Annotated in this window: 22 protein-coding genes; 14 read left to right on the top strand and 8 right to left on the bottom strand. The window is 71.4% G+C overall.

Going from position 1 to position 25,324, the window contains the following annotated elements; translation table 11 throughout:
* Positions 1–22 precede the first annotated feature (22 nt).
* The 6 genes from I4Q55_RS07490 to mdlC all read left to right on the top strand — a co-directional run bounded on the left by I4Q55_RS07490 (position 23) and on the right by mdlC (position 8,562).
* Positions 23–2,743 carry a nitrate- and nitrite sensing domain-containing protein gene (locus tag I4Q55_RS07490; protein ID WP_206785276.1) on the top strand — a complete coding sequence of 907 codons (2,721 nt, stop codon included), beginning with the start codon at positions 23–25 and terminating at the stop codon, positions 2,741–2,743.
* A gap of 12 nt (positions 2,744–2,755) precedes the next feature.
* Complete coding sequence (locus I4Q55_RS07485; protein ID WP_206785275.1) at positions 2,756–3,433, top strand: copper homeostasis protein CutC; 678 nt, start codon at positions 2,756–2,758, stop codon at positions 3,431–3,433.
* Between the two features lie 417 nt (positions 3,434–3,850).
* On the top strand, positions 3,851–4,063 hold the full coding sequence (locus I4Q55_RS07480; protein ID WP_206785274.1) for a hypothetical protein: 213 nt from the start codon (positions 3,851–3,853) through the stop codon (positions 4,061–4,063).
* Positions 4,064–4,107: 44 nt separating this feature from the next.
* A complete protein-coding gene (locus tag I4Q55_RS07475; protein ID WP_242545475.1) occupies positions 4,108–5,067 on the top strand; it encodes a hypothetical protein in 960 nt (319 codons plus the stop codon).
* A 166-nt stretch (positions 5,068–5,233) separates the two neighbouring features.
* On the top strand, positions 5,234–6,883 hold the full coding sequence (locus tag I4Q55_RS07470; protein ID WP_206785273.1) for a protease pro-enzyme activation domain-containing protein: 1,650 nt from the start codon (positions 5,234–5,236) through the stop codon (positions 6,881–6,883).
* 92 nt (positions 6,884–6,975) lie between these two features.
* A complete protein-coding gene (gene mdlC, locus I4Q55_RS07465) occupies positions 6,976–8,562 on the top strand; it encodes a benzoylformate decarboxylase (RefSeq protein WP_206785272.1) in 1,587 nt (528 codons plus the stop codon).
* Positions 8,563–8,566: 4 nt separating this feature from the next.
* On the opposite strand, the gene I4Q55_RS07460 is transcribed toward mdlC, so the two are convergent.
* Positions 8,567–8,827 (bottom strand): hypothetical protein, encoded by a 261-nt coding sequence (locus I4Q55_RS07460; RefSeq protein ID WP_206785271.1) that lies wholly within the window; start codon positions 8,825–8,827, stop codon positions 8,567–8,569.
* A gap of 115 nt (positions 8,828–8,942) precedes the next feature.
* Here I4Q55_RS07460 and I4Q55_RS07455 point away from each other — a divergent pair, with 115 nt between their 5' ends.
* Complete coding sequence (locus I4Q55_RS07455) at positions 8,943–9,662, top strand: TetR/AcrR family transcriptional regulator (RefSeq protein ID WP_307793147.1); 720 nt, start codon at positions 8,943–8,945, stop codon at positions 9,660–9,662.
* A gap of 20 nt (positions 9,663–9,682) precedes the next feature.
* Here I4Q55_RS07455 and I4Q55_RS07450 read toward each other — a convergent pair whose 3' ends face one another.
* The 5 genes from I4Q55_RS07450 to I4Q55_RS07430 all read right to left on the bottom strand — a co-directional run bounded on the left by I4Q55_RS07450 (position 9,683) and on the right by I4Q55_RS07430 (position 14,240).
* Positions 9,683–10,639, bottom strand: a complete 957-nt coding sequence (locus tag I4Q55_RS07450) for an ABC transporter substrate-binding protein (RefSeq protein WP_206785270.1) — start codon at positions 10,637–10,639, stop codon at positions 9,683–9,685.
* 18 nt (positions 10,640–10,657) lie between these two features.
* Entirely contained in the window at positions 10,658–11,518 is an 861-nt protein-coding gene (locus I4Q55_RS07445) for an ABC transporter ATP-binding protein (protein WP_206785269.1), read from the bottom strand.
* 20 nt (positions 11,519–11,538) lie between these two features.
* Positions 11,539–12,372: an ABC transporter permease gene (locus tag I4Q55_RS07440; RefSeq protein ID WP_206785268.1), complete on the bottom strand. Its 834-nt coding sequence runs from the start codon at positions 12,370–12,372 to the stop codon at positions 11,539–11,541.
* A complete protein-coding gene (locus tag I4Q55_RS07435; RefSeq protein ID WP_206785267.1) occupies positions 12,369–13,139 on the bottom strand; it encodes an ABC transporter permease in 771 nt (256 codons plus the stop codon). Before I4Q55_RS07435 ends, I4Q55_RS07440 begins: the two co-directional genes overlap by 4 nt.
* Before the next feature lie 93 nt (positions 13,140–13,232).
* Positions 13,233–14,240: an ABC transporter substrate-binding protein gene (locus tag I4Q55_RS07430; RefSeq protein WP_206785266.1), complete on the bottom strand. Its 1,008-nt coding sequence runs from the start codon at positions 14,238–14,240 to the stop codon at positions 13,233–13,235.
* A 735-nt stretch (positions 14,241–14,975) separates the two neighbouring features.
* On the opposite strand from I4Q55_RS07430, the gene I4Q55_RS07425 reads away from it, so the two are divergent.
* The 6 genes from I4Q55_RS07425 (at position 14,976) to I4Q55_RS07400 (ending at position 22,110) form a co-directional block, all read left to right on the top strand.
* Entirely contained in the window at positions 14,976–18,143 is a 3,168-nt protein-coding gene (locus I4Q55_RS07425; protein ID WP_206785265.1) for a nitrate- and nitrite sensing domain-containing protein, read from the top strand.
* 20 nt (positions 18,144–18,163) lie between these two features.
* Positions 18,164–18,625: a roadblock/LC7 domain-containing protein gene (locus I4Q55_RS07420; RefSeq protein WP_091318528.1), complete on the top strand. Its 462-nt coding sequence runs from the start codon at positions 18,164–18,166 to the stop codon at positions 18,623–18,625.
* Between the two features lie 25 nt (positions 18,626–18,650).
* Positions 18,651–19,430 (top strand): DUF742 domain-containing protein, encoded by a 780-nt coding sequence (locus I4Q55_RS07415; RefSeq protein WP_091320666.1) that lies wholly within the window; start codon positions 18,651–18,653, stop codon positions 19,428–19,430.
* On the top strand, positions 19,411–20,019 hold the full coding sequence (locus I4Q55_RS07410) for an ATP/GTP-binding protein (RefSeq protein ID WP_003085371.1): 609 nt from the start codon (positions 19,411–19,413) through the stop codon (positions 20,017–20,019). Before I4Q55_RS07415 ends, I4Q55_RS07410 begins: the two co-directional genes overlap by 20 nt.
* Positions 20,020–20,397: 378 nt before the next feature.
* A complete protein-coding gene (locus I4Q55_RS07405) occupies positions 20,398–20,814 on the top strand; it encodes a roadblock/LC7 domain-containing protein (protein ID WP_003085368.1) in 417 nt (138 codons plus the stop codon).
* Positions 20,815–20,820: 6 nt separating this feature from the next.
* On the top strand, positions 20,821–22,110 hold the full coding sequence (locus tag I4Q55_RS07400; RefSeq protein WP_206785264.1) for a DUF742 domain-containing protein: 1,290 nt from the start codon (positions 20,821–20,823) through the stop codon (positions 22,108–22,110).
* Here I4Q55_RS07400 and I4Q55_RS07395 read toward each other — a convergent pair.
* Together I4Q55_RS07395 and I4Q55_RS07390 are read right to left on the bottom strand one after the other, a co-directional pair.
* On the bottom strand, positions 22,107–22,685 hold the full coding sequence (locus I4Q55_RS07395) for a hypothetical protein (RefSeq protein ID WP_242545474.1): 579 nt from the start codon (positions 22,683–22,685) through the stop codon (positions 22,107–22,109). The two genes, I4Q55_RS07400 and I4Q55_RS07395, sit on opposite strands and share 4 nt — an antisense overlap.
* Before the next feature lie 56 nt (positions 22,686–22,741).
* Positions 22,742–24,979: a helicase-associated domain-containing protein gene (locus tag I4Q55_RS07390; RefSeq protein WP_206785263.1), complete on the bottom strand. Its 2,238-nt coding sequence runs from the start codon at positions 24,977–24,979 to the stop codon at positions 22,742–22,744.
* Positions 24,980–25,068: 89 nt separating this feature from the next.
* Between I4Q55_RS07390 and I4Q55_RS07385 the strand changes: the two genes are divergently transcribed.
* Positions 25,069–25,254 (top strand): hypothetical protein, encoded by a 186-nt coding sequence (locus tag I4Q55_RS07385; protein WP_206785262.1) that lies wholly within the window; start codon positions 25,069–25,071, stop codon positions 25,252–25,254.
* Positions 25,255–25,324: the final 70 nt, after the last annotated feature.

Below are 25,324 nucleotides of genomic sequence, written 5' to 3'. Positions count from 1 at the left end.
CCGCGGCGGAAAAGGAAACCAGGTGACCCGTCGCGACAAGCGTCCCCGCAAGGGCGGCGACGCGGCGGACCCACGTCCGGCGGGCGGCCGCTGGCGCCTGCGGAACTGGCGGCTGGGCACGAAGCTGTTCGCCGTCCTCCTCATCCCGGCACTGGCCGTCATCGCGCTCGTCGGCCTCCGGATCAGCTCGGACCTGCGCGACGCCCAGCAGCTCGCCGAGTTCGCGACGCGCGGCCGCGTCGACAGCACGATCGCCGAAGCGTTGCACGAACTGCAGCGCGAGCGCGACCTCACCGTCCGGTTCGTCGCCCAGAACCGGCAGGGCGACACGACCGACCTCACCGCCCAGCGCAACCGCGTCGACCAGGCCATCGGCACGTTCGAGCGGACCCTCGCCGACAGCAAGCCGCGGCTGGACGCCAAGGCCGCGGAAAGCCTGCAGCAGACCGACGACCGGCTGCGCGTGCTCGGCGGCCTGCGGTTCTCCGCCGAGCACTCGGCGTTCCCCGCCGACGCCGTCCTGCGCTCCTACAGCGAGCTGATCTCCGGCCTGCTCGACATCAGCGACTCGGCCGCCGCCGACGTCGCCGACCCGGAGCTCGCGCGGATGCGGCTGGCGGGCAACGCGCTGGCCCGGATCAAGGACCAGATGTCGGTCAAGCGGGCGGTGATGGCCGAGGCCCTCGCGGCGGGCACGCTGAACCGCGACCGCACGCGCGCCCTGCTCGGCGCGGAGGCCGAGCTGGCCGCCGCGCGCAGCGACTACCGCACCTTCGCCACCCCCGACCAGCAGCGGATGTACGACGACACGGTGATCGGCCTGGTCGTCGACATCGGCAACGACATGGTCGAATCCGCGCTCACCCGCACCGAAAACGGCCAGAACCTCTCCGGCCTCGACCCGAACCAGTGGGACACCTCGGCCACGCACACGGTGAACCTCGCCCACCGGGTGCAGCAGGCGCTGCTGGTCCAGTTGCAGGAACGCACCGACAGCCTGGCGGCGCAAGCCCGTACGGCCGCGCTGTGGGACGGCGGCGCCGTCCTCGGCGTCCTGCTCGTCGCGGGCGTGCTGTCGGTGGTCATCGCGCGGTCCCTGTTGCGCCCCTTGCGGATCCTGCGCCGGACGGCCCTCGAAGTGGCCGAGCACCGGCTGCCCGCGGCCGTGCAGAACCTGCTCACCGACCCCGAGCCCGCGCCCGAGAACCTGCGGAAACGGCTCGCCGTCGCGCCCGTGCCGGTGTTCACCCGCGAAGAGCTCGGCCAGGTGGCGCGCGCGTTCGACGCGGTGCACGGCGAGGCCGTCCGGCTCGCCGGCGAACAGGCGATGCTGCGCGAGAACGTCAACGCGATGTTCGTCAACCTCTCGCAGCGCAGCCAGGACCTCGTCGAACGGCAGCTTTCCGTGCTCGACCGGATGGAGGCCGACGAGCAGGACCCGGACACGCTCGCGGGGCTGTTCGAGCTCGACCACCTCGCGACGCGGATGCGGCGCAACAGCGAGAACCTGCTGGTGCTGTCGGGCAACGACTCGGCGCGGGAGGACGCCGGCCCGGTGTCCGCCGACGAGATCGTCGGCGCCGCGCTCTCGGAGGTCGAGCACTACCAGCGGATCGAGCTCGGCCCGGCCCCGCAGGTCGCGGTGCGCGGCGAGGCCGTCAACGACCTCGTGCACGTCATTTCGGAGCTGCTGGAGAACGCGACGCGCTACTCCGGCGAAGAGATGGTCACCGTGGCGAGCGCCGAAACCCACGACGGCGACTGGCAGATCGAGATCATCGACCACGGCGCCGGCATGCCGCAGGCGGAGATCGACCGCACCAACGCCCGCCTCGCGCACCCGCCGGACGTCGACGTCGAGGTGTCGCGCCGGATGGGCCTGTTCGTCGTGGCGACGCTGGCCACGCGCCACCACATCGACGTCAGCCTGAGCGCGGGCGCGGAATCCGGGCTGGTCGCGACCGTGCTGGTGCCGGCGGCCCTGATCGTCGAGCTGCCGCCGATGCCCGCGCCGCCCCCGCCGGCCGAGCCGCCGGTCGCGCCGGAACCGGAGCTGCTGGCGCCGCTCGCCCCGCTCACGCCGCCGGAGCCGGAACCCGAACCGGAGCCGGAGGAGCTGACACCGCCGTCGATCGAGGCCGGCCCGCCGCGCCGGGCGCCGGTGGTGGCCCGCGACCACGCGCCGGAGTGGCCGACCGCCGACGACGAGGCCCACCTGGACTTCGACGCCCCGACCGAGCGGATGCCCGCCTACCGCGACGTCCTGTCCCGCTGGTTCGACGCCTCCGCCGCGCCCGAACAGCCGCGGAAGCCGGCGGAGCCGCGCCCGGTCGCCGAGGCACCGCGCCCGGCCGACCCCCAGCCCCGGCACGCGCTCGCCTCACCCCCGCCGCCGCTTTCCCGGGAAAGTGCCCTCCCGGAAGTACCACTTTCCCGTGAAACTGGCGGCACCGTGGCGGATGACGAAGACACCGAACCGCGGCTGACACCCGTTGCGCCGGCTGCCGCAATCGAGCCTGCGTACGAATGGCCTACCCCGGCTGAACTGGAGCAGGAGGACGGCGCGGAGGACACCTGGCCGTTCCTGCAGCCCCTGGATTCCGCGGCCAGCCCGGGAGCGGTGCCGGAACAGCGGCCGATACTCTCTCTTTCCCCGGAAGCGGTACGCGAGCGGATGACGAGCCTTCAAGGCGGCTTCCGGCGAGGGCGGCACGCGAGGGGAGACGACACCCGGAACCAGTGAAACGGATGAGGCATGAGCTCGAAGACGCCCCTGCTGGAAGTGATCGCGCTGGACGCGGCGGATGCCGAAGGCGCGCAGGCGGGCGGGGCCGACCGCCTCGAACTGGTTGCGGACATGGCGCAGGACGGCCTGACGCCCTCGGTCGAAACTCTGCGTGACGTGCTCTCGGCGACCGACCTCCCGGTCCGGGTCATGCTGCGGGACAACGGTTCCTTCGCCGTCGGCGACCTGGAAGGGCTGCGCGCGGACACCGCCCGGCTGGTCGACGCGGGCGCGCGGGAGTTCGTCTTCGGCTTCCTCAACGTCGACAGCGAGATCGACCTCGACGCCTGCGAGGCGCTGATCAAGGAGATCGGCGACCTGCCCTGGACGTTCCACCGCGCCATCGACCGCACCCGCGACCCGGTGCGCGCCTACGACCAGCTGGGTTCACTCGGCTGCGACACCGTGCTCGCCGCGGGTCACCCGAACGGCGTGGCGAGTGGGCTTTCGGTGCTGCAGCGGCTCGCGCAGCGTGAAAGCGGACCGGAGCTGCTCGTCGGTGGCGGCCTGCGCGCCCAGCAGGTCCACCTCCTGCGGGCGGGTGGAGTGCGCGGTTTCCACGTCGGCAGCGCCGTGCGGCCCGGCGGCTGGCAGGCGCCGGTGGACGCGGAGACCGTGCGTGCCTGGGTCGACCTCGTCAAATCCTGATCGAACTCCGCAATTTCGCGAAAAATCGGCGGGATAGAACGATTTCCGCCGATGTTTCGCGTGCCGGCGGCATTCGCGAGCCGGGACGTGAAATTGCATCTGCCGCGTGCACTGACGACGCCGGAGTTGCGCGTGCGGCTGCACAGGCGATTACGGCTTTTGACCTGGTTGGTGGCTGATTTCGTGGCGATCGGCTGGCTACGGTGGTCCCGCATTTCGCGATCCGGGCGATCTTCAGGTATCGATCTGCAGTGCGGGAGGCGGCGCCGTGTGCGCGCGTATTCAGTTCGAGAACTCGTTGCGTGGACAGCACGAAGTCAGGACGTCGGCCATCAGGCGGATTTCCGTCGCCTGGGGCAGGCTGATTCCCCGCGGATATCGCCAGAGTGGCTCTGCGGCAAGCAGGAAGGCTGAATCGTGACCGGCGCGATACCGCGTCAACGCGGAACCGAAACCTCCGAAGACGATTTCGCGAAACTGGGGCTCGGCGGCTCGCTCGTCCTCACCGGCGTGCTGACCGCCGTCAAGATCGCGGAAACCGCCACGGGTGTGGTGCTGACCGCCACCGGGGTGCTGCCCGGTGCCAGTCCCTCGAAGGAGCGGGCTCCGGCCCGGTCCGGCGGGGAGTGAGCAGGGCTGCCCGATCGGCAGCTCTCTACGGACGGAGGGCTGCCATGACCGGCAGTGACGAGCGGGATCGGAGTGGCGTGCACGTGGGTCTCGCCGACGTGCGGCGGCTCGAGGACACCGTGGCCCGGCTCCGGGCGCAGGACTACCGCTGTGGCGGCGGTGCCTGCGGTGACGCCGTCGCGGAGGCGTTGCCGCGTGCCGTGGAACTGCTGGGCGGCACGGTGCGCGAGAAGGTCCGGCCGCGGCTCTGCACCGCCGTCGCCGACCTCTACAACCTCGCCGGCTGGACGAGCTTCGACGACGACCGCCCGGACGCCGCGCTGGAAGCGTTCGCGCAGGCGCTGTCGCTGGCCGTCGAAGCGGGAAACCACGACCTCCAGGCCAACATCCGGTACCGCGCCGGGCGGCTGCTGCTGCACTACGACGCGGTCGAACCGGCGCTGACGGAGTTCGCGCGGGGCCGTGAGGCGGCGCGGCGGGCGCGTTCGCCGCTGGCACAAGCGATCCTGTCGGCCAATCAAGCATGGGCGTACGCCAGGAAGGCCGATGTCGCCGCCGCGCTCGGGTGCCTCGACCGGGCCCGCACGGAGTTCGCCGACGCCGCCGGGGCCGAACCGTCGCCGTGGGCAGCCTTCTTCGGGGCCACCGACCTGGCGGCGATGACCGGCACGGTGCACGCGGAACTGGCCCAGGTCGTCGACGTCCGGCACGGCCGCGAGGGCATCCCGGCGCTCGTCGACGCGATCGCCGGCTACGGGCCGGAAATGACCCGCAGCCGGTCGCTGACGATGATCTGGCTGGCCACCGTGCACGCGCTCGACGGCGATCTCGACGTCGCCGCCGAAGCCGGGCGCGAGGCGATCGAGCTGGCCGGCGTGCTGCGCTCGCCCCGGACCCGGCAGCGGCTGCGGACGCTGTCGGCCGCGGCCCGGCGGCACCGGCGCGACGCGCGCGCCCGGGAGATCGTCGAGCGCGTCGAACTGGCCGGGCATTCCGGACAATAACCGCTTGATCAGGTGCGAGTAAACAAATCGCAAAATGAAAATGGGATCCGCCGAAGCCCAGACAAAAGTAGGTTCCTCGGTGTGATCGCGTGTTCTTATGCTTCTTGGCAACCTGCGGCGAGCATTCCGCGCAGGCCCGGTCCCCACCGCCGAGAGGAAATCCCCCATGCGCTTGCGCAAGCTCGTCGCGGCCGCTGTGCCGCTGCCTGCGTTGCTCGGCCTCGCCGTGGCCGTCCCGGCCGCCGCGGCGTCGGAACCCCTGGTCACGCTGGCCGACAACGCCGCGCCGCTGGTCAACAGCGCCCGCACCGGCGACGTCGCGGCCGACCGGCCGATCACCGCCGCGCTGTCGCTGAAACTGCACAACCAGCAGGCGCTCGAAAAGTTCCTCGCCGACGTGCAGAATCCCGCTTCGCCGCAATACCACCGGTTCCTGACCCCGGCGCAGTTCAATGCCAGGTTCGGCCCGACCCAGGCCGACGTCGACAAGGCCGTCTCATTTCTCGGGAAAGCGGGGCTGACCGGGATCGAGGTTTCCGGGAACCGGCAGGCCATCACGTTCACCGGTTCGGCGGCGCAGCTGGAGTCGGCGTTCCGGACCGGGATCGGGACCTACCACGACCGGGCTTCCGGGCGGGACTTCTTCGCCAACGACGCCGAGCCGGCCGTACCCGCGAGCCTCTCGGACGTCGTGAGCGGCGTCGTCGGCCTCGACGACCACGCGGTGCGGACGCATTCGGCGAAGCCGCTCGCGCAGCCGAGGGTCGTCAAGGCCGTCACGCCACCGGTGCTCAAGACCGCCTACGGCACCAGCGGCCTTTCGGCGACGGGCAGCGGCGTGAACGTCGGCTTCGTCGAGTTCGACGGCTACCAGAAGTCCAACATCACCAAGTACGACAGCACGTACGGCCTCTCCGCGGGCTCGGTGACGACGGTGCCGGTCAACGGCGCGAACTACGACTCGTCGCCGGGTGAGGGCCAGGTCGAGGTCGAGCTCGACATCGAGGTCGTGCACGCGCTGGCCGCGGCGGCCAACGACTACGTCTACGAAGCGCCGAACTCGAGCGCGGGCGAACTGGCGATGTACCAGAAGATCGCCTCGGACGCGACGGTCGACGTCGTCTCGATCTCCTGGGGCGCTTGCGAAGCGGCCGAGGGTTCGAGCGCGGCGAAGAGCGTCAGCAGCGCGATCGCGACCGGCACGGCGGAGGGCATCTCCTACTTCGCCGCCGCGGGCGACGACGGCACGACCGACTGCTACCGCCAGACCGGTTCGACGGCCAAGGGCGTCGACTTCCCGGCGTCGAGCCCGAACGTGTCGGGCGTCGGCGGCACGAAGCTGAGCGTGACGTCGACCAACGGCTACAGCAGCGAAGTGACCTGGAACGACGGCAACAGCGGCGGCTCGACCGGTGGCGGCATCTCGACGGTGTTCACGGCACCGTCCTGGCAGTCGTCGCAGAGCACGACGTACCGCAAGGTGCCGGACGTGGCGGCGGACGCCTCGCCGACGTCGGGCTACTACATCTACAGCGCGGGCTCGTGGGGAACGGTCGGCGGCACGTCGGGCGCGACGCCGCTGTGGGCGGCCTTCGCGGCCCTGCAGAACCAGGTGCACGGCGGCGCGCTGGGCAACCTGAACCCGAAGTTCTACTCGATCGGCAACGGGTCCTCGTACGGCACGGGCTTCCACGACGTGACGACGGGCAACAACACCCTCAACGGGACGACGGGGTTCAGCGCCGGGACCGGGTACGACCAGGTGACGGGCTGGGGTTCGTTCAAGGCGAGCGGGCTGTCCGGCCTGATCGGCTGAGTGCGTGAAGGCGGCGCAGTGACTGCCCCACCGGGGCGTCACTGCGCCGCTTGGGGGGTTTGCTTCGCAAGACTAAGCGTTAACCTGGGCGCATGATCAAGCGCACGGTGCTGGACGCCACCCGCGAACTCCTCCGCGAACTCGGCCTCACCACGGTGTTCGGCAACCCCGGCACCACCGAGGTGCCGTTCCTCACCGACTGGCCCGACGACTTCGACTACGTCCTGGGCCTGCAGGAATCCGCCGTCGTGGCGATGGCCGACGCCTACGCCCAGGCCACCCGGCAAGCCGTTCTCGTCAACCTGCACTCCGCGGGCGGGGTCGGACACGGGCTCGGCAGCCTCTTCAGCGCCTACCGCAACCGGACGCCGCTGATCGTCGTCGCCGGGCAGCAGACCCGGTCGCTCCTGCCGCACGAACCCTTCCTCGGGGCCCTGGAGGCGCCCGAGTTCCCGAAGCCGTACGTGAAGTGGTCGATCGAGCCCGCCTGCGCCGAGGACGTCCCGGCCGCGCTCGCCCGGGCCTACCACGTCGCGACCCAGGCGCCGTCCGGTCCCGTCTTCGTCTCGGTCCCCGCCGACGACTGGTCCGCCGCCACCGAACGGCATGTCATCTCCCGGCCGCGGATCCGCGGCTTCGGGCCCGACCCCGAGGCCGTCGACGAGCTCAACGCGGCACTGGCGGCCGCCGAGCGGCCGGCGATCGTCGTCGGGGGAGCCGTCGACCAGGACGGGGCCGTCGTCGAGACCGTCGCGCTCGCCGAGCGGCTCAACGCCGCCGTGTGGGTCGCCCCGATGTCCTACCGCTGCTCGTTCCCCGAGGACCACCCGCTGTTCCAAGGGTTCCTCGACCCCGAACGCGGTGCCGTCGCCGACGCGCTCGCGCCGTACGACCTCGTCGTCGTCCTCGGCGCGCCCGCCTTCACCTACCACGTCGACCGCGGGCGCGGGGAAACTCCGCTGCCGCCGCTGTTCATCGTCAGCGACGACGAGCAGGTCCTCGCGCGGGCCTTCGAGGGCACCGGCATCCGCGCCACGCCGAAGCTGGGCATCCGGGCGCTGCTCAACGTCGTCGAGCGCAGCACTCGGCCCGCGCCGGCCCCGCGGCAGCGTCCCGAGAAGCCGGGCAGTGACACGATGACCGCCGAACTCGTCTACTCGACGCTCGCGGACCTGTTGCCGGACAACGCCTTGGTCGTCGAGGAGGCGCCCAGCCACCGCGGGATCCTGCACGACCACCTGCCGATCAAGGCCACCGACACCGGCTTCCTGACCATGGCCAGCGGCACGCTCGGCTACGCCGTCCCCGGCGTGGTCGGCGCGGCGCTGGGCCGCCCGGACCGCACGGTCGTCGGCGTGATCGGCGACGGTTCGAGCATGTACGGCATCCAGGCCCTCTGGACGGCGGCCCGCGAAGAGCTGCCGGTGACGTTCGTGATCCTCGACAACTCCGAGTACGCGGCGGTCAGGATCCTGGGCGACGCGATCGGCGGCGCGAAGCTGCCGGGAACCGAGCTGGGCGGCATCGGCTTCGCGGCACTGGCGGAGAGCATGGGCTGCCAGGGCGTGACGATCACCGAGCCGGCGGAGCTGGTACGCGGCCTCCAGGCGGCGCTGGCCGACCCGCGCCCGACGCTGGTCCACGTGCGGGTGGCGTCGTCGTCCAAGTCGCTGTACTAGCGCCCTATCCGGCCTCGGCCTCTTGGCCGGCTTGGCGTGCCTCCGCTTGCTTCCGCCGGGTTTCGAGGAGCGCGATCGCGCCGAACGCCGCGATCGCCGCCACCCCGGCGACCGCGTAGCACCACGGGCTGGGGAGGTAGTTGGCCGCGACCAGCGGGCTCGGCCCCTTGTGGGTGAACGCCCGGAAGATGATCGCGATCGGTCCTTCCCAGACACCCAAAAAGAACGCGACGACCATGCCAACCCGATACCACACCTCGTCCACCGTTCATCCTTTCCTCGTGAGGATACGAACGTATCAAGGACAACGCGGTGGAACTGTGCCGTTTACAGGCTTATTTGCTCATTCATCACACAATTTGCTCTGATAACCTGACCACGTGCGTGACGAAAAGAGGTGCCGGGTCTGCCGGGACCCGCTGCGTTCCGCCGGCCGCGGCCGTCGCCCGGTCTACTGCTCGCGGGCCTGCCAGGCCAAGGCGTACCGCCGGCGGAAGAACCCACCACTGCCGCCGGAGGGACCCTCCGCCGAGGAACCACTCACCCGGCGTCGCCAGGTCGTGGAAGCGGTGTGGCGCATCGCCGCCGAACGCGGCCTGGAGAACGCGAGCATCCGAGAGATCGCCGCCACGGCCGGCGTCTCCACGCGGGTGGTCCAGTACTACTTCGGCAGCAAGCACAAGTTGCTGGTCACCGCGTTGCGAATGCTGCACCGGGACAACGAGCGCCGGGCGACCACCCGGATCCAGGCGCTGCCGGACGTGTCCGACCCGAAAGTCCTGCTCCGCGCCACCCTGGAAGAACTGCTGCCACTGGACGACGAGCGCCGCTCCGCGCTACGCGTCTTCACCGCTTACTACGCCCGCAGCCTCACCGATCGCGCGCTCGCCGAGGTCTTCCTCAGCGACTCCCACCCGCTGGAGGACCTGGTGGCGGCCCTCATCGCCGCGGCCGGGGCGCCGCTGAACGCGGCGCACGAGGCGGACCTGCTCGTCGCGGGCGTCACCGGCCTCGGTCTGGACCTCCTCCACGGTCGCCGCACCACCGCGGAGGTGCGGCGGACGGTGGATTACCACCTGGACCGGCTCAACCTCGGATGAACGCACTCCGGGACGCGGAACTAGCGCACCACCATCGCCGCGACGTCCACCGGGGTGGTCAGGACGCCCGTCTTCAGCAGCAGGTCCGGCACCCGCTGCAGCTGCCGGACGTCCACAGTGGACTTCAACGTCAGCAACCCGGTCGTCGCCGCGGTGGCGGGGTCGACCTTCGCGTACTTCACCATCAGCGGCTCGATCTTCTTGCGGTCCGCCACCGCGTCCCGGGTCGCCGCCGCCATCGCGCGCTGGAACGCCGCCACCGTGGCCGGTGCGGCCGAGGTGAACGCGCCCAGCGCGCCGTAGCCCGCGGTCGGGAAGTCCACTGTGGACCCCGTGCCGGTGTCGGCGACCAGGGTGGCCCCGGCCGTGCGCCGGGCGTCGGTGATGAACGGCTCGGTCAGGAAACCCGCGTCGATGTCGCCGTTCTTCAGCGCCGACGCGGTGTTCGGCAGGGGCAGCGGGATCCACTTGATGCCCGAGGCGTCGACGTGGTTGTCCGCGAGCACCGACTTCGTCAGCGTGTCGGCGATCGTATTGGGTGCCGAGATGCCGATCCGCTTGCCCGCGAGGTCGGCCGGCGACCGGATCCCGGACGCGGGCAGCGCCACCACGCCGGTGGAGCCGGGTCCGGCCGATGACGCGTCGGCGACCAGCCGGATGTCGGCGGTTCCCTTTGCCCGCGCCACGAAGAACGGCGTGTAGCTCGAGTACGCGATGTCGGCTTCGCCGCTCAGCAGCTTCGTCAGGGACGCCTGCCCGGTCGCCGCGTCCGTCGTCGAGACGTCGAGGCCTTCCCGCTCGAAGTAGCCGCCGTCCTTGGCCAGCCAGAACGGCGCGGTGTCGATGGTCGACATCATCGACACCCGCAGTTTCGCCACCGAGGGCGCCGACGAGCCGCCCAACGCACCGCACCCGGCCAGCAGGAGAGTCAGGAGCAGAGCCAGTAATCCAGTGAGTACCGCCCTGGCCGTCCCCATGGGTCCCCCCGCGGTGTGTCAGCTCCCGGTCTTGGACTCCGTCACGTTCTTGGCCTGCTCGGCCAGTTCCCACTCTGCCGCATCGGAAGCCGCGGCGGCAGCGTCCGCCGGGGTACCACCGTGCAGCAGCCGGGCGACTTCGCCGCGCAGCGTGACGAACTCCGCCGACTCACGGGTGGTGATCTGGTCACGGGCCGCGGGCAGCCGCACCGGCAGGTCCGCCACGATCGACGCCGGCGACTTCGACAGCACCAGCACCCGGTCGGACAGGTAGACGCTCTCGTCGATGTCGTGGGTGACGACCAGGACCGTGCTGCCCTGCTCGCGCTGCACGCGCCGGGTCAGGTCCTCGAGCTCGAAGCGCGTCTGGGCGTCGACCGACGCGAACGGCTCGTCCATCAGCAGCAGCGCCGGGCGGCTGGCCAGCGCGCGGGCGATCGACACCCGCTGCTGCATGCCGCCGGAGAGCTGCCACGGGTACTTGCCGCCGACGCCGGACAGCCCGACGTGCTCCAGCGCCTCGGCCGCCCGCGCGCGCCGCTCGGCCTTCGAGATCGGCCGCCACCGCAACGGGAACTCGACGTTCTTCTGCACCGACAGCCACGGGAACAGCGAACGGCTGTAGTCCTGGAACACGACGGCGAGGTCGTCCGGCACGCCGGAGACGCGGTCGCCGTGCAGGCTGACCGTGCCGCCGGTCGGCGGGGTCAGCCCGGCGATGCAGCGCAGCAGGGTCGACTTCCCGCAACCCGACGGACCGACGATGCTGGCCAGCTGACCGGCTTCCACGGTGAACGAAAGGTTGTTCACCGCAGTGTGCGCCTTCGCGCCGGCGCCGTAGGTGTGGCTGAGGCCGGACACTTCGAGCATGGTGGACATGGGAGAGGCCTTTCGAAGCGTCAGTCGCGGCCGAGACGGGTCGGCTGCCAGGCCAGCACCCGCCGTTCCGCGGCCAGGAAGATCGTGTTGAAGACGTAGCCGAGGATGCCGAGCAGCACCAGCCACGACCACATGGTGGGGAAGTCGAAGTCCTGCTGGGCGTTCATCAGCGACCGGCCGATGCCGTTGTAGGCGCCGACCAGCTCCGAAATCACCATCAGCAGCAGCGAGATGGACAGGCTCACCCGCAGCCCCGCGAAGATCTTCGGCGCCGCCGCCGGCAGCACGACCATGCCGAGCCAGTACGGCTTCGGCGTGCGGAACGACCTCGCCGTCTCGACCTTCACCTGGTCGACGGAGCGGACCCCATCGACCGCGTTGAGCAGCACCGGCCACACCGCGCCGAAGATGATCGACCCGATCTGCATGCCCGAGCTCAGCCCGAACAGCACCGCGAACACCGGGATCAGCGTGGGCGGCGGGATCGAGCGGAAGAACGCGAACAGCGGGCCGACGTAGTCCATCGCCCGCTCGGACCGGCCGATCAGCACGCCGAGCAGGATGCCGACGACCGCCGCGAGCGCCCAGCCGCCGAGCATCCGGCCGAGGCTGGGGAACACGTTGTCGAACACCGCGTCGGTGAGGAACAGGTGTGCCGCGGGCCCGGTGAACCACAGCTTCCCGGCGGTGACCGCGATCTCCGTCGGCGGCGGGAAGAACTTGCTGCCGCCGGCCCGGGCGGCGAACTCCCACACGACGACGAGGATCGCGAACAGCAGCCAGTTGCGCAGGACCGAGGCGGCACCGCGCGCCGCGCGCCTGCCCACCCGGCCCGAAAGGGTCGCCGCCGTCACGCGATCGCCTCCCGGTCCACCGTGCTCCACCGGAACAGCCGCTTGCCCAGCTGTTCGAGCCCTTCGTTGATCAGGTACCCCAGTGCTCCCGCGACCACGGTACTCGCGAAGACCAGGTCGAACCGGGTCGAGCCGGTGCTGACGAGCATGATGTAACTGCCGAGACCGACTTCCGAGCCGGCCAGGAACTCGGTGCTGACGACGGCGATCAGCGCGATCGTCGCGGACAGCCGGACGCCGGTGAAGACGAACGGCGCGGTCTGCGGCAGCGCCACCGACCTCAGGATGCGGAACCGGTTGGTCCCGCACGCCCGCGCGGTTTCCATGAGCACCGGATCGATCTCGCTCATGCCGTAGATCGTGTTGAACATGATCGGCCAGAGCGAGGCGTAGACCCCGAGGGTGATCTTCGCCTCGGGACCGGAGCCGATCACCAGCAGCACGAGCGGGATGAGCGCGGCGACCGGGATCGGGCGGAGGAACTCGACGATCGCGGCGGTCGCGGTGCGCAGCGCCGGGATGCTGCCCAGCAGCAGGCCGGCCGGCACCGCGATGCCGATGGCGATGGCGAGCGCGATCAGCCAGGCCAGCATCGTCGCGACGATGCCGCGGAGGAACTCGGCGTCGCCCAGCAGTTCCCCCATGGTGACGAGGACGACGCTGGGCGGCGGGATGTAGGTCTTGCTGACCAGGCCGACCTGGACGGCGACCTCCCAGAACAGGAGGAAGCCGATCAGGCCGACCAGACCACGGAGCAGTTTTGACACGTCAAGAACCTTATTCTGGTTAGGCCGGCGCCACGGACCGCCGGCCGCGAACCTGCGGCGACTCTCGCGCCGGCCGACGGCTGAATAAGGTTCTCAGCTGGTCACCTGCGGGGCGATCATCGGCGCGGCGTCGACCTTGCTGGTGATGACACCCATCTGGAGCAGCAGGTCCGGGACGCGCTGCAGGCGCCGGGCGTCCAGGGTGGAGCCGTAACCGGGCAGGGTCAGCAGCTTGGCCGTGTCTTCGTCGATCTTCGCGTACTTCACCAGCAGCGGTTCGACCTTCGACCGGTCGTTGATCGCGTCGCTGGTGGCCTTCTTCATGGCGCGCTGGAAGGCCGCGAGGGTCTTCGGGTTGGCCTGCACCCACTTCGTCGTCGAGCCGTAGCCGGTCAGCGGGAAGTCCTGGGTGGCGCCGGTGTTGATGTCGATGACCGGGGTGGCGCCGGCGATCTTCGCCGCCTGGGACAGCTGCGGCTCCGGCATGTAGGCCGCGTCCACCTGGCCCTGCTGCAGCGCCGCCGCCATGTTCGGGAGCGGGATCGGCACCCAGTTGACCTTGGAGAAGTCGACGCCGTGGTCCTTCATGACCGACTTGGTGAGGATGTCCGAAGCGGTGTTCTTCGCCGTGATCGCGATCCGCTTGCCCGCCAGGTCGGTGACCGTCTTCACCGGCGAGTTCGGCACCGTGACGATCGCGTTGCTCTTCGCGTTGACCGACGTGCCGTCGGCGACCAGCTGGACGTCCGCGGCGCCGGTGCTCTTGGCGACGAAGAACGGCGTGTACGTCGAGAGGGCGATGTCGACCTCGCCGGAGATGGCCTTCGTCATCGACTCCTGGCCGCTCTTGGCGATGACCTGCTCGACCTCGAGACCCTCGGCCTTGAAGTAACCGCCGTCCTGGGCCAGCCAGAACGGGGCCAGGTCCGTGGTCGGCATGATCGAGACCTTGATCTTCGACTTCTCCAGGCCGCCCCCGTTCGACGAGGCGTTCGAGTCGTCCGAGCCGAGCGCACTGCAGCCGGTGAGGGCCGTGGCGGCTGCGACGGTGAGGGCGAGCCCGAGCGCGGCGCGGCGAGTGCGAACCCGGCCACTGCTCATGGCGTTTCCAAGCAAGGCCTGCTCCTTGAAGAAAGTGACGGTTCGGGAACCGATTCCGATGGAAGTGCGTGACTCATTCTCGGAAGTCACCCGGGCCACTGTAGAGAACGTGACAGCTTGCTCACAATGGGTGGAATCACTACCGGACCGAGTGGTACATGTCACTCTTTCGGCCTCTGGTCTAGACCCACTGCTCCACTCGCCGTAGCCGTTCACCCAGCGTAGGGTGGGGTTCTCGAAAGAGCGATGGCAAGCTGTGCGTCAGCTGAGCGAACGCTGTGCAAGATTGAGCGGGTCCTGTCGGGAGGGTTACATCTTCCCCTGCCGTTCGCTACCCTCTGCACCTGCGGGGAGGTATCAACCTCCGATGTAGTGAGAGAGAGTGCCTGGATGGCCGATCAAGACGATCCACTTCGGTGTTCCAGCACACTTCGGTGTACCAGCACATACTGTGCTTTTCCTGAGAGAATCTTCCCCGCACAGACCACTGCCTGGCCGGGCGCAGCCGCCGTGCCGGTGGGTTAGGCCGAACCAACTGACCGATGCAGGACCAGCGCAGGGACCCGACCGTGATGCTCGAGCTGAACCGATTCCGTCCGGCCGGACGGGGTTCAGGAACCCCCGTCGAAGACGATCTTTTCACCCGTACGGGTAGCGTCTTGCGCTGGGCTCCTTCCGATGGGCCGGAGCGCCGGAACGCCGGGAGCGTGCAGACGAGTGGCTGAGGAGAACGCGATGCGCCCTGGCGGGCGCTGGACCGACCAGGGTTTCCCGAGCACGAACGATGATGGTGGAGCGGCGGTGCCGAACGAAGACGCCGCGGGGGTGGGAGGGGCCCCCGCGCAGTCGCCCGGAGCGGATCCGGGCCGGAAGGCCGGGCTGTTCTCCGGCATGCGCGACTGGCGGCTGCGGTCCAAGCTGGCCGCGGTCCTGATCATCCCGACGCTGACGGCGCTCGCGCTGGGCGCGGTGCGCGTGATCGACGACGCCCGCGAGGCGGCCGAGTTCCAGCGCACCGCCGACCAGGTGGCGTTCGCCGTCAAGGTGACCACGGTGGTGCACGAGCTGCAGAACGAGCGCTCGCTGGCCGTCGCCCGGATCTCGTCGGGCAACTCGCTGCTGCAGACCGGGCTCGACGCCCAGATCGCCAAGGTCGACCGCGAGGTCGCCGACCTGCGCGGCGCGGCGAACACCCTCGACTACGACGACCAGGCGACCAAGGACCGCTACACCCGCGGTCTCCAGCGCCTCGACGCCCTGCGCCCGCTGCGCGCGGCGTTCAACACCCAGAACAGCCTGCCCGACGTCACGGTGCTCACCGCCTACTCGGGCATCATCGACTCGCTCATCGAGCTCGGCCGCGAGGTGACCACCGCGGTCACCGACCGGGACGTGCTGCGCCTCGGCACGAGCACGCAGGCGATCAGCGAGGCCAAGGAGTTCACCACCCGCTCCGATGCCGAGCTGCAGATCGCCGCGTTCCGCGGCAACTTCCCGGGCGACCTGCTCGACCAGACGCGCGCGTCGGCGTCCAGCGCGGACGCCTCCGTCGCGGCCTTCCTCGCGAACGCCGACGACGACCAGCGCCAGCTCTACAACGACACCTACTCCGGCCCGGAGGTCGACGACCGCCGCCGGATCCTGACCTCGGCGTTCTCCTTCGCCCAGCTGGGTGACCCGCCGAACATCGACACGACGGCGCTCGGCAAGGACAGCACCGTCTCGGCCGACAAGCTGCACGCGGTCGAATCGAACCTGCTGGCCCAGCTGAAGACCCGCGCCGACGACCTCGCCACGGCGGCGGTCAACTCCGCGTGGGTCGGCGGTGCCGTGGTGCTCGCCGCGCTGGCCCTCGCGGTCGCGCTGATGCTCGTCGTCGCCCGCCTGATGCTGCGCCCGCTGCGGATCCTGCGGAAGAGCGCGCTGGACGTCGCCTACACCCGGCTGCCGGAAACCGTGCAGGCGATCCTGGACGACCCGGACCCGGTCGGCGCCTCGAAGAAGGCCGTCCAGCCGGTGCCCGTCACCTCCCGCGACGAGATCGGCGAGGTCGCGCGGTCGTTCGACATCGTCCACGAGCAGGCCGTCAAGATGGCCGCCGAGCAGGCCCTCCTGCGCGAGAACGTCAACGGCATCTTCGTGAACCTGTCCCGGCGGTCGCAGCGGCTGGTGGAACGCCAGCTCGGTGTCATCGACCGGCTCGAGGCCGACGAGCAGGACCCGGACCACTTGGCCAGCCTGTTCGAGCTCGACCACCTCGCGACGCGGCTGCGGCGCAACGGTGAGTCCCTGCTGGTGCTCTCCGGCGCCGGCCTCGCGAAGTCCGTGCCCAAGCCGGTGCCCGCCGCCGACGTCATCGGCGCCGCGGTGTCCGAGATCGAGCAGTACGCCCGGATCGAGGTCGGCATCGTGCCCGACGTCGCGGTCCAGGGCCTGGCGATCCACGACCTCGTGCACGTCCTCGCCGAGCTGCTGGACAACGCGACCTACTTCTCCGAGCCGGAGACGAAGGTCATCGTGCGGGCCGTGGTGACCCGCCGCAAGGCGCTGGCCATCCAGGTCACCGACCACGGTGTCGGCATGAGCGAGGAGCGGCTGGCCGAGGTCAACGCCCGCCTGGCCGACCCGCCGGACCTGGACGTGTCGGTGACCCGGCGCATGGGTCTGTACGTGGTTTCGCGGCTGGCCAAGCGTCACGGCATCGAGGTCCGGCTGCGTGAGAACGAGGACATCGAGGGTGGCGTGATCGCCCGGGTCGTCGTCCCGGCCGAGCTGCTGACCCAGCTCCGCCCGGGCATGCAGCGGCAGACGCCGCCGCCGGCGAACCGGTCCGAGACGTCGATGTCGATGCCGAGCATCCCGCCGATCCCGGCCGCGCGCTCGGACTTCGACCAGACGCAGTCGTTCGCGCAGACACCGCCGTCGAACCCGACCCCGGTGCCGCCACCTGCTCCCTCCATGCCCGAACCCGTGGCGAACCAGGGCGGCCTGGTGCCGCTCGACCAGCCGATCAGCCTGGACGACCTGGTCAGCGGCGGCCGCGCGGCCGGCCCGTTCCTGTCGCCGGAGCTGCCGAAGCCGGAGACGCCCGCCTGGCCGACCGCCGAGGACCTGGCGCCGCTGGCGCCGTCGTCGAACGCGCCCTCGAACGGTGACGGGGCGAGCTCGCGGGCCGCGGACACGCAGTTCGCGCCGCTGGTGCTGCCCAAGCGCGAGCCGAAGTTCGTGCCGCCGGAGGAGCCGCCCCCGGCGCCGCCGCCCGCGCCCGAGGTCGGTTCGTCGGCGCTCGAAGACGACGTACCCACCCGGCGGTTGCCCATCTACCAGTCGGTGCTGTCACGCTGGTTCAGTGAGGGCGATGACTCGGCCGCCGACCCGGTGGCGCCGCAGAGCGAGGGCGAAGACCCCAACCTGCCGCCGCTCACCGGCTCCGAAGACTCGTCTGCGCCGCCCGCGCCCACCCCGGCCGAGCCGGCCCGGGACGAGCTGCGGCCGACCGCGGCGACCCGGCACCCGCTCCTCCCGGCCGACGACGGCTGGCACAGCGCGTCCGACGACGGCTGGCAGGCGGCGCAGTCGCTGCTGGAGTCCAAGAACGAGGAGATCACCCCGGCCGGGCTGCCCAAGCGCATCCCGAACGCCTACCTGGTGCCGGGATCGATCAGCAGCCCGAGCTCGACGCCCGAGGCGCCGGCGCAGAACAACTTCGCGGACGCTACCGCCGGTATGCCCGGAACGGGTGCGATCACCCGCTCCGCGTCCGCGGCGCGGAGCCGGATGGCAAGCTTCCAGCGGGGTTACACCTCGGGACGGCACGCCTTGAAGGAACTCCCGGCCGAACAGAGGCTGGAAGGCAGCGGGGTTCCGGGGCGTGGCAACACCACAGACAGCAGTGAGGAGTGAAAGTGACACGGGCGGGTGCAATGCAGCCGGGTGGCGCCGCGCAGCCGAACGGGCAGGCGCATGCCAAGGCGAACAATGCCGGCAGCTTCGCTTGGCTGATCACGGATTTCGTGCACCGGGTGCCCGGCGCGGCCCACGCGGTCGTGGTGTCGGCCGACGGCCTGCTCCTGGCGGCCTCGCGAGGCCTGCCGAAGGACCGGGCGGACCAGCTGGCGGCGGTGGCGTCGGGGCTGACCAGCCTCGCGCGCGGCGCGGCCAAGGTGTTCGAGGGCGGCACGGTGGCGCAGACCGTGGTCGAGATGGCCAACGGTTTCCTCTTCCTCATGTCGGTTTCCGACGGTTCGTGTCTGGCGGTTCTGGGGTCGCCGGAGAGTGACATCGGCCTGGTCGTCTACGAGATGACCCTGCTGGTGGAGCGGGTCGGCCAGCAGCTGACTCCGGAGATGCGGGCGCAACTGCAGGGTGCGGCCGTCCGCCGCTGAGGACCTGGGAACCGAGGAGAGAGCCGTGGACGACGGGCGCTTGAGGGGTGATGGCCGGCTCGGTGACGACTTCTCCGGCGGGTGGTCCGACCAATCGGACGAAAGCCGCGAGGACTGGCAGTCGTTCCGGGACCGCGTCGACCGCGAGTGGCGCGCGCGGCGGGTGCAGGCCTCCGACAGCGACCCCGTGCGTGAGCCGCCGAACTGGCTGACCGACAGCAATGCCGGGCAGGAACCGCTCCGGCCGATCGCCGGCGGCACCGAGTACCGCGACCGCCTGCTCGGCGGTCCGGGCGCGGAGCTGTTCGGCGGCTCGAGCGGGCCGCTGTACGACGCGCGTGACTTCGCGGCGTACACGACCGAGCGTGACTTCGGCTCGGGCCCGGACTCCGGTGAGTTCGCCGCGGCGCTGCCGCGGCAGGCCAGCCAGGAGTACGTCGACGAGCCGCCGGCGACGGAGATGGAGACCTCGGGCCTGGTCCGGCCGTACTTCCGGACCCGGGGCCGGACGAAGGCGACCCTCGACCTGGCCATCGAGGCGTTGATCTCGACCAGCGAACAGGGCCGGATGCTCGACCGGGTCCGGGTGCCCGAGCACCGGTCGATCTGCGACCTGTGCCTCGACACCAGGTCGGTGGCCGAAGTGGCGGCGCTGCTGCGGCTGCCGCTCGGCGTGGTGCGCGTGTTGATTGGTGACGTGGCGGGCCTCGGGCTGGTGCTGGTGCACTCCAGCAGCCCGACCGTGGGTGACCGCCCGAGTATCGAGTTCATGGAAAGGGTGCTCAGTGGGCTTCGGAGAATTTGACTCCGACGCGAACGCGCCGCAGGTGACGGGTCCGACCTCGTCGGCCAAGATCGTGGTCGCCGGCGGGTTCGGTTCGGGGAAGACAACGCTGGTCGGGGCGATCTCCGAGATCGACCCGCTGACCACCGAGGCCATGATGACCGAGGCCAGCGTCGGACACGACGACACCTCGGCCACGCCCAACAAGACCACCACGACCGTGGCGATGGACTTCGGGCGCATCTCGCTGGACTCGGACCTGGTGCTGTACGTGTTCGGCACCCCGGGTCAGCACCGGTTCTGGTTCATGTGGGACGACCTCGCGGTCGGCGCCATCGGCGCGGTCGTGCTGGTGGACACGCGGCGGCTCGCCGACGCGTTCCCCTCGATCGACTTCTTCGAGAACCGGAAGCTGCCCTACGTCGTGGCGATCAACTGCTTCGACCGGCTGCTGCACCACCAGATCGAGGACGTCCGGCACGCGCTCACCATCGCGCCGTCGGTCCCGATCATGGCGTGCGACGCGCGTGAGCGTGAGTCCGCCAAGCAGGTGCTGATCTCCGTCGTCCAGCACGCGATCGCGCACGATACGGCGTTGCGCGCGGGATAGCGGATGACGCCCCGATCCGGATGCGGCCGTTGGAGTGAACTCCGCGTGCTTCACCCACTTCGGGGAGTGCCGTCACCGTCCGGAGGAGTACCGGGCCGGTGCGGTTCGGCCGTGGCGCGCTCGCGGATCGCCCACACCCGGACTGACCTGCGCCGATGCCGCACGGGCGCGAGCCGTGGGGCGTCCCCCGGACGGGGGAGGTGGGGCGGTCTGCCGCGGAAGTCGGCCGGGTGCACACGCAGGGTGCGCACCGGCCGGCAGGTGGCGGGCTCGACACCACCGGCGGTGCGAATACGCTTTACCGTGGCGTCGCCGACCGGCCGTGCCGGGCGCTCCGGGGTGCGGCGGGCGACGCCGCACGAGCAAGGAGGAGCAGGAGTGACCGCTTCCGGCCAGGGCACATTCGGCTGGCTCATCACGGACTTCGTGCGCCGGGTACCCGGTGCCGCGCACGCCGTTCTGGTGTCCGCGGACGGGTTGCTGCTGGCGCCGTCGGAAGGGCTGCCGCAGGAACGCGCCGAACAGCTGTCGGCGGTCGCGTCCGGCCTGATCAGCCTGACGGCGGGAGCGGCCCGCTGTTTCGAGGCGGGCGGCGTCAACCAGACCGTGGTGGAGATGGAGCGCGGCTACTTGTTCTTGATGTCCGTTTCGGACGGTTCGTCGCTGGCGGTGCTGGCCGCACCGACGTGCGACATCGGCACGGTCGCCTACGAGATGACGCTGCTCGTGGAGCGCGTCGGCCAGCAGATCACCCCGGAGCTGCGCGCGCAGCTGCAGGGCGGCGTGCGTGGGTAGGGCGAGATGAGGATTTCGGGATTCGACGACCCGGACTCCAGCGGCTGGGACGCACTGCACCGCGGCACCGAACGCGAGGGCTTCGACTCGCCCAGCAAGTTCGACATGTCGACGCTGTCGATGATCATGCCCAAGCGCAAGCCGGCGCGGCCGCAGCCGGACGCCCAGGGGTACACGGACGAGGACACCCGCGAGTGGGGTTCGTCGGTCGACGAAGGCGAGGAATACGCCGGACCGGAGCCGGGCTTCGCCGACGAAGGGCACGGGCGTCGTGAGTCCGGGGGCCGCCGGAGCAGGCGCGCCCGGGAGTCCGCCGACGAGTCGTACGCCCGCCCGGAGACCGGCGGTTTCGCGACCGGGCGTGGGCGGGAGTCCGAGGAGTCTTTCGCCGGTCCGGAGTCCGGTGGCTTCCCCACCCGGCGCTCGCCGGAGTTCGCCGACGAGTCGTACGCCCGCCCGGAGTCCGGTGGCTTCGCGACCCGGCGCGCGCCCGATCCCGCCGAAGACGATCACCTCCGCCGTGAGCCCGGCACCCGCCGTGGCAGGCGCGCGCCGGAGCCCGATCCGCTGGGCTACTCGGCCACGCACTCACCCGTCGTGGCCGAAGACGGCTACGACCCCGTCGAGCCCGAGTGGCAGGACGGCGAGACCTTCGAGCCCGAACCCCCGCCGCTCGAGCCCGCCTGGGCCCCGCCGACCCCGCCGCGGGGTGTGCGTTCGCCCGCTCCGCACCCGCCGGGCCCGCGTCCGCCCGCACCTCGGCCGCCGATCTCGCGGCCGCCCGCGCCGCCGTCGCGGGCGCAGGCCGCGCCGCCGCCCGCGTGGGCTCCGCCGCCGCCCGCCGACTGGACGCCGCCGCCGGACCCGGAGACCCGCTGGGTTCCCCACCCCGAACCGTGGGAGGACCCGGGCTGGCACGAGCCCGCCCGCGTGGCGAGCCCGGTACCCGTCGCTTCGCCGGGCTCGCGGGTCCGCCCGTACACCCGCACCGGCGGGCGCACCCGGTCCGACCACAACCTGGCGCTGGAGGCGCTCGTCTCGACGTCCGACGACGGGCGCCGCTACCGCGGGGTCCGATCGGTCGAGCACCGCCGGATCTGCGACCTGTGCCTGGACACCCGGTCCGTCGCCGAGATCGCCGCGCACCTGCGGCTGCCCCTGGGCGTGGTCAAGGTGCTGGTCGGCGACATGGCCGACATCGGCCTGGTGCTGATCCACCAGACCGAGCTGATCCTCGGCGACCGGTCCTCCCGCGAGTTCATGGAACGCGTCCTGGCCGGCCTGCGCGCCCTCTAACCTGCCGCGGCGAGGTCGAGGGTCAGGGTGTTGCCCGGCCCCGGCACCACGGCGTTGATCAGCGGCGTCGCGGAGCCGCAGTTCTCGAAGGCGCCGATCGCGTAGGTCGATTCGAGACGGCCGCCCGTGCCCGCGGCGAAGTCCGCCGACGTGAGCTCGGTCGTCAGCGGCGCGGCCGTACCGCAGTCCGGGCCGACGTCGTAGGGCCGGCCGTTGACCCGGAGGTCGGACAGGGTCACCGGCCAGGTCGCCGAACCGGAGAAGCCGCCGAACACCGAGCCTTCGGCGTGACCGGGGCCGAGCGTGACGGTCCCGCTCACCCTGCCGACGCCCGGCAGCGACCGGCTGACGTGCACCGGCGGCAGCGTGATCGTGCCGTAGAAGGTGTACGGCCCGATGAGCGTGTACATGTCGAACTGGCCCGGCCCGAGCTCGAGGTCGACATCCGGTTTCGCGATGTGCGCGGTCCCGGTGACGGCGTACTTCGAGTAGACCGGCGGCCCGGCCGCCGCCGCGGTGCCGGCTCCGGCCAGCACCGTCGCCGCCACCGCGGTCACGCGCGTTCCCCACTTCATGGCTCAGGCTTACCACCTGCCCGCGCGGTTCGGCGGGGATTCACCGAATCCGGGGGTCAGTCCTCGACGAGCGCGGCGGAGGTGATGCGGTGGAGGGAGTAGCGCTCGTTGTTCTCGCCTTCGAGCACCCCGCCGCCGACGCGCACCGGCCGCACGACGCGCTGGCTCGCCGTGCCCCGGGAGTCCACGAACCCGATCCACACCTCACGACGCTCCAGCGTCGCCCGGGACAGCAGTTCGAGCGTCGCCGACGTGTCCGCGCCGCCGCCGACCGGCGCCCGTACCGCGGAACCCCGGCGGCGGGCCGAAGCCGCGTCGCCGGCCCGGAGGTTGGAGACGATCCGGACGGCCTGGTCTTCCGTCAGCACCGCCTGCTCGCCAGGGCTGCGGCGGGCCGCCCGCGCCTTCGCCGGCAGGCGGCGGCCGCCGGGCCGGATGTCGACCACCCGGCCGTCCGGGCCCTCGGCCGCCGGGGCGAACCCCGCCCCGCGCAGCGCCGCCAGGACGTCGTGCAGCGGATCCGGGCTGATCACGACCGTCGGCGCGATCAGCCGCAGCGCGTGCTCCGCCGCGACCGGGTGGGCCAGCACCTCGGCCAGCAGCGCCTCGTCGTCGCACCGCAGGAACGACGCCGCGACACCGCCGCGCAGCCGTCCGTGCCGCCGGGCGACGTCGTCGATCAGGTAGCTCAGCCCCTGCGGCACCGGGGTCGCCGACTTGGACTTGAACAGCGCGTGCAGCTCGTCGGCCGTGCGGCCGGTGTCCAGCGCGCGCCGCACGGAGCCCTCGGTGATCCGGTAGACCGTCGCGTGCCCCGCCGACTCGACGTCGGCGACGGCCGAGATTTCCGCCGCCAGCTCCGGTTCGAGCGGGCCCGGCGCGACGACCGTCAGATCGGCCTGCAGCAACACGCGGTCTACCGGCGCGGGCAGCGCGTCCAGGATCGCCTCGACGGCACCCGGCCGGTCTTCGGCGAGCAGCGCCCGCGTCGCCGTCGTGAGGCCGCCGAGCCCGACGATCCCCAGCGCGCTCGCTTCGGCCATCGTCCAGCGGACGGTCTCGTCCCGCAGCCGCCCGCCCCGCCTCGGCGCACGCCACGCCAAGACCGCGACGAGCTCGTCGACGCTCTTCACGCCGGTGCCGGGCGGCAGGTCGGCCAGCGCGGCGAGCACTCGCCGCCGGGCGACCGGGGCGAGCGGCCGGCGCAGGTCCTCCGACAGCGGCGCGATCGGCTTGTCCTTGGCGTCGCGGCCGCCGGCCAGCCCGGGCAGGCGCGGCAGCTCCAGCCACGCCTGGGCGAGCGTCATCCACCGCTGCGCGGTCGGCGACGCGAGCCACGAGTCGGTCAGCGTCGTCGGCACCCACTCGGGCACGGTCGTCTCGCTGTCGGCGACGAGCCCAGCGCCCACGGCCAGCTCGGCCAGCAGGATCGCCTGGGTGTCGTCGATCTCCAGGTCCTTGGCGAGCTTCTTCAGCTCCCGGACGCCGAGGCCGCCCGACTTGAGCACCGGCGGCGGCGCCGCCGACCACGCGCGCAGCAGTGCTTCGGTGTGGCGCAGGAACTCCATCGCCTCACCGGCCGCCGCCTCGTCCAAAGTGGACGGCTGGTGCGGGTGGACCGGCAGCGCGGGCTCGGCGAGCGTGCCGGGCGCGAACACCCCGCCGCGCACCGCGACGCCGAGCTCGCGCGGCAGCTCGACGGTCTGGTCGTCGCGCCGCAGCAGCAGGCCGCGGGCGAGCAGCTTCTGCACCGGTGTCGCGGCCTTCTCGAGCGTGAAATCGACCCCGGCGTCGCGGGTGCGGCCGATCGGCGGCCCGGCGGCGAGGGCGGTCAGCACGGCGCGTTCGTCGTCGGACAGTTCGGCGAGCCGCGCGTCGAGGTCTTCGCCGGCCAGCGCCGGCAAAGGGGCGCCCAGCCCGGCCGGGAACGGCCCGAGGGCCTCCCTGGCCGCGGGCGGCACGCGCAGGGCGTCGTCCGGGCCCCAGGCCAGGGCCCGCGCGCGCAGCCGGGTCAGCGGCTCGGCGATGTCGGTCTTGACGAGCTTCCCGACGTCTTCGACCGGCACCGGGTCCCGGTCCGCGCCCGCCAGCAGGCACGCTTCGAGCACGGCCAGGGTGAAGGTGTCGAGGTCCTCGCAGGCGCGCGCGACCGAGCCCGGCGTGCCGGCCCGGGTGGCCAGCACCGTGCTGTCGGAGGGCGGGGGCGTGGACAGGTCGCGCCGCGTGCGGAGCAGCTCTGCGAGTGCGTCGTCGGACTCCGCACGCAGCCAGTCCGCCAAAGAGGTCGCGGGCATAGACGACCAGGATACCGGGCGGTTGCGAGAGGCCGCCCGGTCTCAGGCAGACTGTCTGCGTACGACCGAGAACGGCTGTGGAGGACGTTGTGGCCAAGGGTGAGAAGAAGCACAAGGGCATCGACCCGACCTGGCCGGGCGAGGACGGCGAGCACCCCGTGACCGAGCTCGCGTCCGACCGCCAGGGCGCGCTGTCGCCGTTCGGTGACATCACCTTCCCCCTCGACACGGTGCCCTACGTGCACCCCGTGACCGAGATCAACCGCCGGCCGTAAAGTTACTGGTCAGTACCGGTATCGGCCCCTCGTGAGGGCGGTCACGGGAGTAGGTTCCCTTCCGTCCCAG

It is taken from the genome of Amycolatopsis sp. MtRt-6 (assembly GCF_017308975.1).
GTDB lineage: Bacteria > Actinomycetota > Actinomycetes > Mycobacteriales > Pseudonocardiaceae > Amycolatopsis.
The sequence above is the reverse complement of the archived record's forward strand: the minus strand, read 5'-3'. Positions and strand labels throughout refer to the sequence as shown.